At 67.9% G+C, this 14,967-nt stretch carries 12 protein-coding genes; 4 read left to right on the top strand and 8 right to left on the bottom strand.

Annotated elements, in window-relative coordinates; translation table 11 throughout:
* Positions 1-7 precede the first annotated feature (7 nt).
* The 8 genes from AB4Z09_RS04940 to AB4Z09_RS04905 form a co-directional block, all read right to left on the bottom strand.
* Positions 8-1,339, bottom strand: coding sequence for an ABC transporter substrate-binding protein (locus tag AB4Z09_RS04940; RefSeq protein ID WP_174913550.1), 1,332 nt, complete (start codon positions 1,337-1,339; stop codon positions 8-10).
* A 36-nt stretch (positions 1,340-1,375) separates the two neighbouring features.
* Positions 1,376-2,230, bottom strand: a complete 855-nt coding sequence (locus AB4Z09_RS04935) for a carbohydrate ABC transporter permease (RefSeq protein ID WP_442239297.1) — start codon at positions 2,228-2,230, stop codon at positions 1,376-1,378.
* Between the two features lie 44 nt (positions 2,231-2,274).
* Positions 2,275-3,207 (bottom strand): carbohydrate ABC transporter permease, encoded by a 933-nt coding sequence (locus AB4Z09_RS04930; protein ID WP_174913552.1) that lies wholly within the window; start codon positions 3,205-3,207, stop codon positions 2,275-2,277.
* A 150-nt stretch (positions 3,208-3,357) separates the two neighbouring features.
* The gene (locus tag AB4Z09_RS04925) at positions 3,358-4,380 is read right to left on the bottom strand and encodes a L,D-transpeptidase family protein (RefSeq protein WP_442239286.1); all 1,023 of its coding nucleotides are present in this window, start codon (positions 4,378-4,380) and stop codon (positions 3,358-3,360) included.
* A 113-nt stretch (positions 4,381-4,493) separates the two neighbouring features.
* Positions 4,494-6,185 carry an FAD-dependent oxidoreductase gene (locus tag AB4Z09_RS04920; RefSeq protein ID WP_174913558.1) on the bottom strand — a complete coding sequence of 564 codons (1,692 nt, stop codon included), beginning with the start codon at positions 6,183-6,185 and terminating at the stop codon, positions 4,494-4,496.
* Between the two features lie 132 nt (positions 6,186-6,317).
* Positions 6,318-6,524, bottom strand: coding sequence for a dodecin (locus AB4Z09_RS04915; RefSeq protein WP_114722081.1), 207 nt, complete (start codon positions 6,522-6,524; stop codon positions 6,318-6,320).
* A gap of 13 nt (positions 6,525-6,537) precedes the next feature.
* Positions 6,538-7,686 carry a serine hydrolase domain-containing protein gene (locus AB4Z09_RS04910; RefSeq protein ID WP_254623049.1) on the bottom strand — a complete coding sequence of 383 codons (1,149 nt, stop codon included), beginning with the start codon at positions 7,684-7,686 and terminating at the stop codon, positions 6,538-6,540.
* Between the two features lie 280 nt (positions 7,687-7,966).
* A complete protein-coding gene (locus tag AB4Z09_RS04905; RefSeq protein ID WP_174913561.1) occupies positions 7,967-9,460 on the bottom strand; it encodes an aldehyde dehydrogenase family protein in 1,494 nt (497 codons plus the stop codon).
* A 125-nt stretch (positions 9,461-9,585) separates the two neighbouring features.
* Here AB4Z09_RS04905 and AB4Z09_RS04900 point away from each other — a divergent pair, with 125 nt between their 5' ends.
* Genes AB4Z09_RS04900 through AB4Z09_RS04885 form a run of 4 tightly spaced genes read left to right on the top strand, consistent with a single transcriptional unit; the run spans position 9,586 to position 14,964 of the window.
* Complete coding sequence (locus tag AB4Z09_RS04900; RefSeq protein WP_254622661.1) at positions 9,586-10,191, top strand: TetR/AcrR family transcriptional regulator; 606 nt, start codon at positions 9,586-9,588, stop codon at positions 10,189-10,191.
* Between the two features lie 42 nt (positions 10,192-10,233).
* Complete coding sequence (locus AB4Z09_RS04895; protein ID WP_174913564.1) at positions 10,234-12,477, top strand: acyl-CoA dehydrogenase; 2,244 nt, start codon at positions 10,234-10,236, stop codon at positions 12,475-12,477.
* Between the two features lie 34 nt (positions 12,478-12,511).
* Entirely contained in the window at positions 12,512-14,131 is a 1,620-nt protein-coding gene (locus AB4Z09_RS04890) for a class I adenylate-forming enzyme family protein (protein ID WP_174913566.1), read from the top strand.
* Positions 14,128-14,964, top strand: coding sequence for an SMP-30/gluconolactonase/LRE family protein (locus AB4Z09_RS04885; RefSeq protein ID WP_442239285.1), 837 nt, complete (start codon positions 14,128-14,130; stop codon positions 14,962-14,964). Before AB4Z09_RS04890 ends, AB4Z09_RS04885 begins: the two co-directional genes overlap by 4 nt.
* The last annotated feature ends 3 nt before the right edge of the window (positions 14,965-14,967 follow it).

The raw sequence follows: 14,967 nt of genomic DNA, 5'->3' as shown, positions 1-14,967 counted from the left end.
CGTCCTGCTACTGGGGCAGCTTCGGGGCGATCTGCCGGTCGATCGTCTGCTGCAGCTGCGCTGCGACGGACGCGAACGTGGACTTCACGTCGGCGTTCTGCAGCGCGATCTGCTCGAGTCCGGTGCCGATGACCTGGTCGCCACCCGGGACGAACACGCGGGCGTAGTCCTGCGACCGCGTGTGCGCCAACTGTTCGACGGCCGTGCGCGAGTTGGGGTTCGCATCCAGGAACGCCTTCATCGACGGCTCCTCCACGGACGACTTGCGCACCGGCATGTAGCCGACGTTCTGCGAGAAGTACGCCGTGTTCTCGGTGTTGGTGATGAAGTCGATGAACTTCAGCGCGTTCTTCTTCCGGTCGTCGGAGATGCGCGACGGGATCGCCAGCCCGGCACCGCCCGTGGGGCAGCCGGGTCGGCCGTCGGACGCCGGCAGGAACGCGGTGCCGAAGTCGAACGCCGCGGTCTTCTTGATGCCCGACAGGTCACCGGTCGACGCGATCGTCGAGGCGAGGATCCCGGCGGCGAACTCGTTCGCGATGTCACTCGACACCGCTGCATACTTCTTGCCGAAGACCATGTCGCGCAGGAAGTTCCCGGCCTCGATCGTCCTGGGATCGTCGAACTTCAGCGTCCACTGATCGGAGTAGGCACCACCGAAGGTCCAGATCGGGCCCTCGTACGTCCAGCCCAGGTAGTTCTTGGCGTCACCCCACCCGTGCGCGAGCTTGCCGCCACCCACCACACGCTGCAGTTCGGGGCCCCACTGGTCGAACTCCTGCCACGTCGCGGGACCGCGGTCGGGCAGCCCGGCCTGCGACCAGATCTGCTTGTTGTAGTAGAAGATCGGGGTGGAACGGGCGTACGGCAGCGCGTAGTGCTTGCCCTGGAACAGGTAGTCGGCGAGCAGCGAGTCGACGTAGTCGGACGTGTTCACACCCACCTCGCCGAACAGCGGATCGAGCGGCTCGATCGCCCCGGTCAGCGCGTAGTTGAACCACCAGACGTCGGACAGCACGACGACGTCCGGAAGCGCACCGCCCGACAGTGCGGCGTTGAACTTCTGCGAGACCTCCTCGTAGTTCTTGCCGCCGTCCACGAGATCGACCTTCAGGTCGGGGTACTTCGCCTCGAAGCGCTTGATCAGTTCCCGCTCCACGTCCTGCGACTTGCCGGGATGGTTGGACCAGAACGTGATCGTGTTCGTCCCGCCCGACCCGGACGCGCTCGAATCCGACGAGCCGGAACCCGATCCCGAACCCGCGCACGCGGTGAGGGCGGCCCCGGCCGCGAGTGCCCCGGTCAGTCCGAGGAATCCGCGACGGTTGATGTGTGCCATGTCTTCGTGCCTTTCCATGCCTGGTCCGAAATGTCGTCAGCCCTTGACCGCACCGGAGGTGAGGCCCTTGATCATGTGTCGTTGCAGCAGAAGGAAGATCACGAGGATCGGCAGCATGGCCAGCACGGTGGCGGCCATGACCGGTCCCCAGTTGGTGAGCCCGTCGTTGTTCTGCAGCTGGGTCAGCCCGATCGGCAGCGGGGCGACCGAGGCGTCGTCGGACATGAGGAACGGCCAGAGATACTCGTTCCACTCGTTGACGACGGTGATGATCGCGAACGCGACCATCGTCGGCCCCGACACCGGCAGCACCACCCGCCACAGCAACCGGATGTGCCCCGCGCCGTCCATCCGCGCCGCCTCGATGATCTCCGACGGAATCGACAGGAAGTGGTTGCGCATCAGGAACGTCCCGAAGGCGACGCCGGCGAGGGGAACGATGATGCCCTGGAAGGTGTTCCGCCACCCCCACTCCGCGACCAGCGCGTAGTTCGAGATCACCGTGATCTGGTTGGGCACCATGAGCGCCGCGATGATCGCCAGGAACACGAAGTTCTTACCCGGGAACCGCAGGAACACCAGCCCGTACGCGCTGAGGACACCGAGCACGAACTTGATCGCCGCCAGCGCGGTCGTGATGATCACCGAGTTGCGCAGGAACGTCGTGAACGGCACCGACGTGAGCGCCTCCCGGTAGTTCTCGGGATGGAACGTGCTGGGCCACCACGTGACCGGCTGGGTGTAGATGTCCGGCCGTTCCTTGAACGACGTCATGACGATCCAGAACAGTGGCAGCGCCACCRTGACGAGTGCACACACCATCGCCGCGTACCCGAGGGAGGTCAGCGCGCGTTCGCGACGACGCTGTGCCCGCCCGGCCGGGGCGACGATCTCCGTCGGCAGCGACGGGGCGACCACATGCTCCTCGAGCGCGGTCACGACCGCTCACCCCGATCCATCACGCGCACCTGGTAGACGGTGACGGCGAGCAGGACGAGGAACATGACGGTCGCGACGGTCGCACCGTAACCGGCCCGGAAGTTGCGGAACGACTCGTTGTAGACCTGGTAGACCATCGTGGTCGTTCCGGTCCCGAGCGGGCCTCCGCGGGTCATCACGTTGATGATGTCGAACACCTGCAGGGAATTGAGCATCACCGTGATCGACAGGAAGAAGGTGGTGGGTCGCAACTGGGGCAACAGGACTCGGCGGAATCGGGTCCATCCGCTCGCGCCGTCGATCTCGGCGGCCTCCGACAGCTCGGGACGAAGGCCCTGCAGCGCGGCCAGGTAGATGACGAACGTGTAGCCGAGGTTCTTCCACATGTACGTGACCGTCACCATGAACAGCGCCCAGCCGGGCTCCTGGTAGAAGTCCGGCACCGAGGTGAACCCGATGCGGTGCAGCAGGTCCTGGACGAGGCCGAAGTTGGGATCGAACACGAACTGGAACGCGACGCCGATCGCGGCACCCGAGATCACGAACGGCGCGAAGATCGCCGAGCGAACCAGGTTGCGCCCCAAGAGCTTGCGGTCGAGCAGCAGCGCCAGCGCCAGGCCGAGCACCATCGATCCGACCACCGTCGCCAGGGTGAACACGACCGTGTTGGTGACGATCTGCCAGGTGTCGTCGCGGCTCCACCATTCCCGGTAGTTCTCGAACCCGATGAAGGTCGCCACCGGATCCGAGATGTTCCAGTCGAAGAACGAGAGCCGGATGTTGTCCATCAGTGGCCGGTACGTGAACACCGCCAGCAGCACCAGGTTGGGTCCCACCAGGACCGCGAAGAGTGCGTAGTCACGCCACGGGCGGCCGAGCAGTCCGCGGCCCGGTGGCTGCGGCAGGGTTCTCTCCGGACTCGATGTCACCGCAGCAGTGTTACCGCCGACTGCGAATGGCCGGTGAATGCGCACGAGATGGGATCTGAACGTCGTGCGGCGATCGGAATCGCAACTATTTGCGCACGAAAAAGGCGCTGCGCGAGTGGTTCTCGCGCAGCGCCTTCGGGTCCGGTCGGGTCAGCGGTTCCAGTCACCCAGTCCGTCGCTGCCACTGAGGATGCCGCCGGCGGTGTTCTGCACGATCACCGGGTCACCCTTCTTCGCGTTCTCGTAGAACCACTTGCCGTCCTCGGTGCTGACGTTGAGGCAGCCGTGGCTGACATTGCTGTGTCCCTGCTGTTGCACCGACCACGGCGCCGCGTGAACGAAGATGCCGCTGTAGGAGATTCGGGTCGCGTACTCGACGTACGTGCGGTAGCCCTCGGGGGCGTCGATCGGCACACCGTACGTGGACGAGTCCATGTACATGTCGCGGAACTTCTCGCCCACGATGTACGTGCCGTTCGGCGTCTCGTGACCGGGCTTGCCGAGCGACGTCGGCATCGTCTTGACCACCTCACCGTTGCGGGTGACGGTGATCTGCTTGGTGTTGTCGTCCGCGACGGTGACCAGGGCGTCGCCGATCGAGAACGTCGAGTGCGAATCACCGGCGTCGACGCTCACCTGGATGTTCGCCGGCCAGAACTGTTCCGGCTTCCACCGCACCTGGCTGTCGTTGATCCAGTAGAAGTGTCCGGCAACCGGCGGATTCGTGGTGACCCGGATGGCCCGCTCGGCGACGGCGCGGTCGCCGACGGCCTCGTTGARCCGGATGATGATCGGTTGCGCGATGCCCACCACCTCACCCGGTGCGGGATTGAGCGACGGCGCCGAGAAGTTCGCCGGGCCGATCGGGGCGACGGCGGGCGTGGCCGGCATGAGCGAGCCCGGGGGCAGCACCGCCCGCACCTCCGGCGGCAGGTCGAATCCGGGCGGGAGCTGCAGAGGCGGCGTCGGGATCTGGGGCAGCTCCACCCGCGGCAGCTCGAAGGTCGGCATCTGGAAGCCCGGGATCTCGGGTCCGCCGGGGAACAGCGGCGCGGCCTGCGCCGGCCCCACCAGCACGGCACCTGCCGCGGTGGCTCCGACGACGAGGGCTGCGGCGCGGGCGAACCAGCGCCGGGTCCTCGAACCGTGTCCTGCGATCGACTTCCCGGTCATGCGCCCATCCCCTCGTTCGACGACACCGTGTCACGGGCGCCACCGCGATCGGCGGACGCCCGATACATCTTATTTAGACATATCGGGCGGTCACCGACAACACCGACCCGCCGTCAGCCGGCCGCACCCTCGCCGCGGGCGGCGTCGAGCATCGCGGCCAGGTCGACGATCTTGGTGCGGGAACGTCCGCTCTCCGATCCGAGCGCGCGCTCCTTCTTGTCGATGCGCTGCCAGCCCTGGAAGTCGATGACATCGGGCTGGCGCCCGCCGATCAGCTCACCGAGCTGCTCGCGGTCGCCGCCGGGCTGCCCGAGCAGTCCGGCAGAGAAGTCCGACACCAGCATCTCCACGGTGGCCGCTGAGCAGTGCTTGTTGGTGCCGATGACGCCGGTGGGTCCGCGCTTGATCCAGCCCGCGACGTAGACGCCGGGGATCGGCGTACCGGTCTCCGGGTCGATGACGCGACCGTTCTCGTTCGGAACGACGCCGCGGCGCTCGTCGAACGGCAGGTCGGCGACGGGCAGGCCCTTGTAGCCGATGGACCGCAGCACCAGACCGGTCGACAGTGTCTCGGTCCGGTCGGTCGCGTGCGCGGACAGCTTGCCGGCATCGTCGGCGACCAGTTCGTTGCGCACCAGGCGCAACTCCTCGACACGGCCGTCGCCGCTGATCTCCGCGGGCGAGGCCAGGTAGCGCAGCACGATCCGCTTGCGACCGTCGGAGGTGGTCCGCTTCGCGAACTCCTCGACCTGACGCACCTTCAGCTTCTCGGACGGCTCGGAGTCCGGCCCGTCGACCCACGCCCGGCTGGCGGCGTCCAGGATCGCCTCGTCCGGGTCCACGACGATGTCGACGTCGGCCATCTGGCCGAGCGCGATCAGCTCGGGGTTGGTGTACGCGGCCTGCGCGGGTCCACGACGGCCGACGATGACGACCTCGCGAATGTTGCTGTGCCGCAGCGCCTCCACGGCATGCTCCGCCATGTCTGTCTTGGCCAGCTCGTCCGGATCGGTGACGAGGATGCGGGCGACGTCCAGCGCGACGTTGCCGTTGCCGATGATGACCGCACGCTCACCCGACAGGTCGAACGTGTGGTTCGCGTAGTCGGGGTGGCCGTTGTACCAGGCGACGAACTCGGTGGCGGCGTGCGAACCGGGCAGGTCCTCACCGGGGACCCCGAGACGACGGTCGCTGGCCGCGCCCACCGCGTAGATGACGGCGTGGTGGTGCGCGAGGAGTTCGTCGTGGCTGACGTGCTGCCCGACCTCGACGTTGAAATGGCACTGCACGGTGCGCTTGCTCATCGCCGACCGGAAGACGTCCGCGACACCTTTGGTGCCCGGATGGTCGGGAGCGACGCCGGCACGGACGAGGCCGTAGGGGGTGGGCAGGCGGTCGAACATGTCGACCTCGACGCGCGGGCGGGCGGTGAGTTCGATCGCGGCGTAGCAGGCGGCGGGACCGGAACCGACGATCGCGACGCGCAGCGTCCCCAGCGCGGGGTCCAGCGGCTTGGGCTGGGTCAGCTCCGGCCAGTCCGGACCGATGGGGTGCTTCTCGAAGTACGCGGCGTTGATCTCCGGGTACAGCGCGTGCGCCTCGCTGAGCTCGTTCTCACCGAAGATCGCGTCGACGGGGCACTCGTCGACACACGCGCCGCAGTCGATGCACGTCTGCGGATCGATGTAGAGCATCTCCGTCGTGGCGAACTCCGGCTCGTCCGGAGTCGGATGAATGCAGTTGACGGGACAGACGTCCACACACGATGCGTCGTTGCAGCATGCCTGCGTAATCACATAAGCCACAGTTCTTCCCTACCTGTGAGTGCCCGGACCGAAATCTCTCGATCTCGACCCAAGACTATAACGTGTTTCAGTTTGGGTCGAGGCTCCGTTGTACCGGAAAACGATCGGGCGTGCCCCCGGGGTCGCTCGAGTTCATTCCAGCCGGAAACCGACCTTGAGCGTCACCTGCGTGTGCGCGACGACCCCGCCCTCGATGTGACCGCGGGTCTCGACGACCTCGAACCATTCGAGATTGCGCATCGTCTCGTGCGCGCGACCGACGGCGTTCGCGATCGCCGCGTCGACACCGTCGGGCGACGATCCGACGATCTCGATCACCCGGTAGACGTGATTGCTCATCGCCAGTCCTCCTTCACGAACGCATGATCGCCTGTGCCTCGGCGCCCAGCTTGGCCAGTCGCAGATCTCCGAGCGCGGAGACCGCGTTGCCGAGTCTGTTGGTCACGAACGCCAAGGCCAGACCGGTCTCGGGGTCCGCGTACGCGCCCGATCCGCCCACCCCGTAGTGACCGAGGCCGCGGGTGGGCTGCGTGCGACTGGCCAGGATCGGAGGGTGGTAGCCCAGGCGCCAGCCGAGCTTGACGCCGAGCACGTAGTCGCGGTCCCGGGTCTGCACGGCCCCCATCTGTTCGAGGGTCTCGGGCTTCAGGAACCGGGCGCCGTCGATGACGCCTCCGTTCGCGATGGCCGCGTACATCCGGGCGAGGGATCGGGCGCTGAACACGCCGTTCCATCCGGGCATGACGGCGTCGTGCACCGCGGGGTTCCGCACGAGCTCGTCGAAGCCGTCCGGCATCGCGGCCTCGGCGAGTCCCCGCAGGGGACCCACCCGGGACAGGACCGACGCCGTGAGCTGCCAGTCCAGTCCGCCGGGGTTGATGTGCGGGAACAGCTTCGCGATCCGCGGCCTCTGGGCCTGCGGGACCTGGTACCAGAACTCGTCGATCCCGAGGGGTTCGGCGATCTCCTCGCGGACGATGTCGACGAACGGTTTGCCGGTGGCGCGCGAGACCGTCTCCGCGACCAGCCATCCGAACGTCACGGCGTGGTAGCCGGGCCCGCGCAGACGACGCGGATCCGGTGCCGCCGCGGCGAGTGCCTCGACGACGGTGTCGTAGTCGAGCAGACCGAGGCGGCCGGGCACCAGTCCACGGACCTTGTGCAGACCGGTGCGGTGGGTCAGCACGTCGCGGATGGTGATCGCTTCCTTACCCGCCGCCGCGAACTCCGGCCAGTACGTGGCGACGGGGGCGTCGTAGTCGACGATGCCCCGCTCGGCCAACCGGTGCGTGACCGTGCTCGCGACACCCTTGCCGGTGGAGAAGGACAGCGAGACGGTGTCCCGGTTCCAGCGACGATCCCGGTCCGCGTAGCCGGCCCAGATGTCGAGGACCTTCTCGCCGTGCACGTAGGCGACCAGCGCACCGCCACCGTTGTGGGGCTGGCGGTACATCGAGAAGAAGCGGTCGGCGAGCGGCAGGAACCGCGGGTCCACCACCATCTCGGTGCGTGCGTGCGCGGTTGCCGGCGTGCCTGCCGCCGGCGCCACCGGGACGCGTTCGGGGGCTCCCGCCGCCGCGCGCGATCCGCTTCCACGCTCCATCTGGATCGTCATCGCGACCTCCGATCCCACTCCTCACACCATTGTGATTGGCGCAGCCTACGGGCGGAAGAGGCCGCCGCGCGGAGAAACAGACATTCGAGATAAGCGGGGCTCGAAAACGTCCTGGTCAAACGCTCGAATTGGTCCATATCTGCTGTCCTCACCTTGCGCCCGGGTCTCAATGGTTGATCACACGGAACTGCAGGAACTCGTCGACGGCGCGGCCACCGATCATTCCGAATCCGCTCGCTGCCACCATTTCGAACGGCGATGTCGCGTCGGTGACCTCGTGTCGATTCACCGACACGGATTGGGCATCGACACGTTCGGCGACCTTGGCCGCTCGGTCGATGTCGGTCCCCCATACCGATGCGCTGAGAGCGTGTGGTGGTTCGCCGATCCACCCGAGGACCCGGTCGAGGTCGTCGAAGCCGACGACGGTGAACACCGGCCCCGCGGCCGCCGTCTCGACCGCGGCACCCGGGACACCCGCATCGCCGATCTCACGCAGCAGCGTCGGTTCGAGGAAGTGCCCGGGGAGGTCGGTGCCCCGCCCGCCGCCGTGGACGAGAGTCGACCCCGCGGCCACGGACCGGGCGAGGAAGTCCTCGACCACCCTCAACTGACGCGCACTGTGGAGCGGACCGATCGACGTCTCCGGGCTCGACCCGTCGCCGACGGTCAGCATGCGCATGTTTTCCGAGAGCGCCTCGCAGAACGCATCCACCATCTCTGTCGGCACGTACGCGCGCCCGGGGCCACCGAGAGTCTGCCCCGCATTGAGGAATGCGCTGCCCGCCAATGCGGTTGCTGTCGCGTCGACGTGCGCATCCGGGAGAACCACCGCCGCACCGCCGCCCCCGGTCGTCGTCGCGACGGGCGTCAGGAACCGAGCGGCCTTGCTGATGATCTTCCGGGCACCTCCTCGGGAGCCCACATAGGAGACTCGGCCGATCCCGGGATGGCCCACCAGGGAGCTTCCGGTGTCGTCGTAGCCGACGGATGTGCCGAGGACCCCGTCCGGCAGCACGGCCTCGAGGACATCGACCACTCGCGTGACCGACAGCGCCACGGTGGGCGGCGTCTCGACGATGACCGTGTTGCCGGCAACCAGGGCGGGGGCGATCTTCGCGACCATGCGGAGGATCGGCAGGTCCCACGGGATCAGTACCGCGACGACTCCGACCGGCCTGTATTCGATGACCGCCGTGCGGTTTCGGCCGGCGCACACGGGAGCGTCGTCATCCCAATCGATCCGGGCGGTGTCGGCAAGGAACTTCGCGGCCGCGCGGATCTCACCGGCGGACTCGTCGAGGGGCTTGCCGTGTTCCATCGTGAGCAAGGGCGCGACGGCGTCCGCGACACCGAAGAGTTCGCGCGAGCAGATCGCGAGGAGCTTCTGTCGCGCGTCGCGATCACCACGCCATGTCGCGAATGCGCGCTGTGCCCGCGAGACCAGGCCGTCGATCTGTCGGGCCGTGGCGACCTGGACACTACCGATCGATTCCAGGGTGGCCGGGTTGACGCAGACCCGAGCCTGCGGCCCGGGGCACACCCGGGCTTGCGTGAGAATCGTCGAGACGCGGCCCGTCTCGCGCTGGTACGCCACCCGACCGAACCTGTCGCCGTCCTCGCGCGGTGCGGGGAATCTGGTCGTGTCTCGATTGTTCATCGTGCACTCCTTGTGCATTCACCCGCAGCAGCGCGAGCACCGGACGAGAAGAAACCGGGTAGGACCCCTCGGATCGGGCGATTCGAAACGGCCTCACGATTAACGTAACGGGTTACTATGTAATAGTGAAGTCTGAGATTTCGGCCCGCGCAGGGCGTCCTCGCGACCCGGGCAAGGATCAAGCCGTGCTCGCCGCGACCCGTCGCCTGCTGGCGACGGTCGGCTATCAGCAGACGACGATCTCCGCGATCGCCCGAGCCTCCGAGGTGAACACGCCGGCCATCTATCGGCGGTGGCCGTCTCGTGAGGCGCTGATCGAGGAGGCTGTGCACGGCACCGGCGGGCATCCGCTACCCGAAGAGACCGGGGACCTGCGGGCCGATCTGGCCACGTGGGTGCGCATCTTCCTGGCCCGCGCGGCGCGTCCGGCAGCCCGTGCCGGCGTCCCGGGCCTGTTGGCCGACTCGCGGTCCGAGGACGCGCGCAGACGCCTCCTCGCCATCGGAGCCCCCGTACGCAAGGCCTTCTCCGACCTACTCGAAGGGGCGGTCACCCGCGGGGAGATAGCCCCGGGGGCGGACCCGATGTTCCTGTTCGACCTGATGTCGGGCACCACGATGATGCGCGGACTCATGCAAGGCGCCGAGGGCGCCGATACCTTCGTCGATTCGCTCGCCGACGCCCTGTACGTCCTGGCGGCGCACGCAACCGAATCGGCGGGCACCAGCTAGCACCACCGGCACCTGACGGGCCACCTACTCCAGGAGAACTCGATGGCACTACCGATCGATGACGATCAGCGCGCTCTTGCAGACTCGGTCGCGGCCTTTGCCCGCCGCACCGCGCCGATTGCCAGTACCCGCAACCAGTTCGACGCCTTCTCCACCGGTACCGGCCCGGACCCGGTGTGGGATGCGGTGGTGCGACAGGGCCTGCACAACATGCATCTTCCGGAGTCCGTGGGCGGCTCGGATTGCGGGCTGCCGGCGCTGACCGTCGTGGTCGAGGAGTTCGGCAGGGCCCTGTTCCCCGGACCGTACGTTCCCACCGTGCTCGCCAGTGCCACAGCGTCGACAGCCTCGACCGGTGCCGACGATCTGCTCGCCGCCTTCGACGGCGGCGCCACCGGCGCTCTCGTCGCCGGGAACCGGCTGACGGCAAGGGCTGTGGACGGGGGGTGGGCGGTCGAGGGGACCTCCGATCCCACGCTGGGGCTGCCGGGCGCCGACCGAGTCCTCGTGCGTGCCGCGCTGGCGGATACCCCCGGCGAGGACCTGTGGTTCTGGCTCGAGCGAACCGAACTCGACGGGTCCACGACCACGGCGAAGGTGGCATCCTGCGAGGCCGTCGATCTGACGCGATCCGTGGGACGGCTCGAACTCGCCGGTCACCGGATCGGCCACGGCCGGGCCCTGTCCGGACTCGACCCGGACCGGGTCGATCTCGTCGTCGCCTCGCTGTTGGGAGCGGAGGCCGGCGGGATCGCCGCGTGGTGCCTGGAGACGGCCGTCGAGTACGTACGCGCCCGCCACCAGTTCGGGCGCCCGGTCGGCAGCTTCCAGGCAGTCCAGCACAAGGCCGCACTGATGCTGGTCCGCTCCCAGGTCGCCTGCGCGGCCGTGTGGGATGCGGCCCGTGCCGCCGACAGCGCTTCCGACCAGCGGCGTCTCGTTGCGGCGCAGGCGGCGCTCACCGCGGCCCCGGCGGGCGTCGACCAGGCACTCGACTGCATCAGCCTGCTCGGCGGTATCGGGTTCACCTGGGAGCACGACGCGCACCTGTACTGGCGGCGGGCGGTCTCCGTCGCCTCCGCGGTGGGTACCGAGGACGCCTGGTCGACTCGACTGGGAGAAGCCGCACTGCACACTCGGCGCGACTTCTCGTTCATCGACGCGGACTCGCTACCGGAGGTGCGGGCACGGGTCTCGGGTGTGCTCGACGACGTTCTCGCACTTCCCGAGGACGAGATTCCGACGGAAGGGTGGGCACCGTCCCGGGGCGGCGCCCGCCGGGCCCGACTGGCGGCCGAAGGCCTGACCGCGCCCCACTACCCGGAGCCGTACGGCCTCGATGCGGGCCCGGTGGAGCAGGCGGTGATCGCCGACGAGTTCGCCCGGCGCGGACTTGCCCAGCCCGACACGGGAATTGCGGAGTGGGTGCTTCCCACCCTCATCGCCCACGGCAGCGAGGAGCAGCAGAAGCGGTTCGTGCCCGCGACCCTGCGAGGTGAACTCGTCTGGTGTCAGCTGTTTTCCGAGCCGGGCGCCGGATCGGATCTCGCGGGCCTGTCCACCCGGGCCCGCAAGGTCGACGGGGGTTGGGTGCTCTCGGGACAGAAGGTGTGGAACTCGCAGGCGCGGGAGGCGGACTGGGGCGTGTGCCTCGCCCGGACCGACTCGGACGTACCCAAGCACGCCGGCCTGACCTATTTCCTCGTCGACATGAACAGCACGGGCGTCGACGTGCGTCCGCTTCGCCAGGTCACGGGAATCTGGGAGTTCAACGAGGTCTTCCTCGACGAGGTGTTCGTGCCCGACGACTGTGTCGTCGCCGGCCCCGGTGACGGATGGCGGTTGGCCGTCACCACCTTGTCGAACGAGCGACTCAAGATGGGCACCGCCAAGTTCGGCCACGGTTCCGCGGACATGGTCCGCCGGTTGCTCGACGGCGGCGAGTACGGCAGCAGCCGGGACGAGGTTGTCCGAGTGCTCGGCCGCAACACCGCACGCGAGCTCTCGGTGGGAGCGATGAACCTGAAGACCGTGCTGCAACGGCTGCACGGGTCCGAGGACGCCACCGGGTCGGCGACCAGCGTGCAGAAGGTGTTCCACGCGATCGCCCAACGCGAAGGCTCCCGCGCGCTGGTCGCGTTGCTCGGCCCGCTCGGTTGTGTGGGCAGCCCGGAAGAGCCGTATGTTCAGGACTACCTGGGAGTCCCGGCCGTCCTGATCGGCGGCGGCACCATCGAGATCCAGCTCAACGTCATCGCACAACGCGTGCTGGGACTCCCGCGCTGATCGCTGTTTCGCCGTTCTGGAAGGAGCTCTACCGATGACAACCCGCGATGACATCGTCGCCCGACTCACCGCTCCCGGCCAACCGTTCGAGATCGGGATCGAGGACGTGCTCGGTCAGCCGCTTCCCGTCTATACCCGTCGGCACCGCTCGCTCGGCGAACTGCTGCACGCATCAGCGAAGTTCGGGGACCGCGACTACCTGGTGACGCGGGAGAGCCGACTCACGTTCGAAGAGCACCGGTGTCGCGTCGCCGCGCTGGCCGCGGCGCTTCGCACCGAGTACGACGTACGCCCCGGCGACCGGGTGGCGATCTGCGCCGCCAACAGCCCGGAGTGGATCGTCACCTTCTGGGCCGCCGTCTCACTCGGCGCCGTCGCGGTCGGCATGAACTCGCTGTGGACCGGACCGGAGATGGCCCACGCGCTCGCACTGACCGAACCCAAGGTTCTCGTCGCGGATCGCATTCGGATGGATCGAGTCGGTGACAGCGGTGTGCCGACGCTGTCGGTCGAGACCGACCTGGACCCGATCTTCGTCGCTCACGCCACGGATCGCCTGCCCGATCACGTTGCCGCCGAAGATGATCCGGCGGTGATCCTGTTCACCAGCGGCACCACGGGACACCCGAAGGGCGCGACGCACTCGCATCGCAATGTCCTCACCGCGCTCTGGTTCCATCTTCTCAACGACGCGGTCGCCACCGAACTCGGTGCGGCGCCGGCGAATCGCAGGTTCCTCCTGGCGACGCCGCTGTTCCACATCGCCGCGCTGCACAACCTCGCGGTGGTGCGTCTCGTTGTCGGCGACACCGCGGTGATCCACCAGGGGCGGTTCGACGCCGACACGGTTCTCGGTCTGATCGAACAGGAGCGTGTCACGAACTGGGGCGCCGTCCCGACGATGCTCTCGCGGATTCTCGAGGGTGACCTGAGTCGGTACGACCTGTCGTCGTTGCGCACGGTCACGGTGAACAGTGCGCCCTCGTCGCAGGCGCTGCGGGAGAAGTTGCGTGCAGCGCTGCCCGAGGCGGGCCGATCACTCGGCACCAGCTACGGAATGACCGAGTCCTCCACTGCTGCGACGATCGCGTCCCCCGCGGAACTGCTCGCCGATCCCGCAACCGTCGGGCGTCCCATCCTGACGATGCAGGTCGAGGTTCGTGACGCCGACGGCAACCGGGTCCCCGACGGCGTCGAAGGCGAGATCTGTCTGCGCGGGCCGGGAATCATGCTCGGGTACTGGAAGAATCCCGAGGCGACCGAGCAGGCGACCGCCCCGCACGGCTGGTACCGCACCGGAGATCTCGGCACCATGAACGGCGAATACCTGAGCGTGTCGAGTCGGCGTTCGGATCTGATCCTCCGTGGCGGCGAGAACGTCTACCCCGCCGAGATCGAGAATCGGCTCGCCCTGCATCCCGAGATCCGCGAGTGTGTGGTGCTCGGGGTCGATCACGAGGACCTGGGGCAGGAAGTCGCGGCCATCGTCGTGGTCGCGGATCGCAGCACCGTCACCGAGGCCGAGTTGACGGAGTTCACCGGCGCCGCACTGGCGCGCTACAAGGTGCCGACCCGTTGGACGATCAGCACGGAGGATCTACCGCGCAACGCCACCGGGAAGGTCATCCGCGCACAGGTCGAGTCGAGGGTATGACCGTCGAACTGATCGCCGACGGCCTCGGTTTCACCGAGGGCCCGGTCTATCTGCCCGACGACCGGGTGGCTGTGGTGTCCATGAGTCGCGGATCGGTGATCGTGCTCGATCGGGATGGAACCATCGTGGTCGAGCACCGGGTGGGAGGCGGCCCGAACGGCCTCGCGATCGGCCCCGACGGCGCGCTCTATGTCGCTCAGAACGGTGGGATCTGGGCCGCGCAGAGCACCGCCGAACCGGGAATCCAGGTGATCCGCGATGGCGAGGTGGAGTACCTGGCGAAGGGGATGGGGGCACCCAACGACCTGGTCTTCGGACCGGACGGGCGACTGTGGGTCACCGACTCGCGCGAACAGTTCGACTTCTCCCGACCCGATCGGGCACTGCCCGGTCGGGTCTGGGCCGTCGACATCGTCAGCGGGGACAGCGAACTGCTCATCGAGGGGCCGATCTTCGTGAACGGCATCGGATTCGACACCGATCGAACGCACCTCTATCTGACGGAGACCGTCAGCGCCGACATCACGAAATACGATGTCGTGGGTAATCATCCGGAGGGTGGGGCCCTTCTACGGACCCTGCCCGATGCGAACCCGGACGGGTTTGCGGTCGATGCCTCCGATCGTCTCTGGGTCGCGACCACGAGCGGCGACCGGATCGACGTCGTCGGCCCGGACGGCACCGTCGAGGCAAGCCACCCGCTGCCCAAGGGCAGCATGCCCACCAATGTCTGTCGCGGACACCCTGACACGGACGAATTCTTCGTCACCGCGGCCGGCGCGGGGGCCGTCCTCAGGCTCACCCGCCGCCGACCGAGTCGACGCACTCGGTGATCC

The organism is Rhodococcus sp. TAF43, assembly GCF_052113525.1.
Taxonomy (GTDB): domain Bacteria; phylum Actinomycetota; class Actinomycetes; order Mycobacteriales; family Mycobacteriaceae; genus Prescottella.
Note: the sequence above shows the minus strand (reverse complement) of the source record. Positions and strands in the feature narration are given on the sequence as shown.

Coding starts and splice junctions, on each gene's coding strand:
- AB4Z09_RS04940 (WP_174913550.1), bottom strand. CDS start 1,339: ATGGCACACATCAACCGTCGCGGATTCCTCGGACTGACCGGGGCACTC.
- AB4Z09_RS04915 (WP_114722081.1), bottom strand. CDS start 6,524: ATGAGCAATCACGTCTACCGGGTGATCGAGATCGTCGGATCGTCGCCC.
- AB4Z09_RS04910 (WP_254623049.1), bottom strand. CDS start 7,686: ATGGTGGTGGACCCGCGGTTCCTGCCGCTCGCCGACCGCTTCTTCTCG.
- AB4Z09_RS04905 (WP_174913561.1), bottom strand. CDS start 9,460: ATGAACAATCGAGACACGACCAGATTCCCCGCACCGCGCGAGGACGGC.
- AB4Z09_RS04895 (WP_174913564.1), top strand. CDS start 10,234: ATGGCACTACCGATCGATGACGATCAGCGCGCTCTTGCAGACTCGGTC.
- AB4Z09_RS04890 (WP_174913566.1), top strand. CDS start 12,512: ATGACAACCCGCGATGACATCGTCGCCCGACTCACCGCTCCCGGCCAA.
- AB4Z09_RS04885 (WP_442239285.1), top strand. CDS start 14,128: ATGACCGTCGAACTGATCGCCGACGGCCTCGGTTTCACCGAGGGCCCG.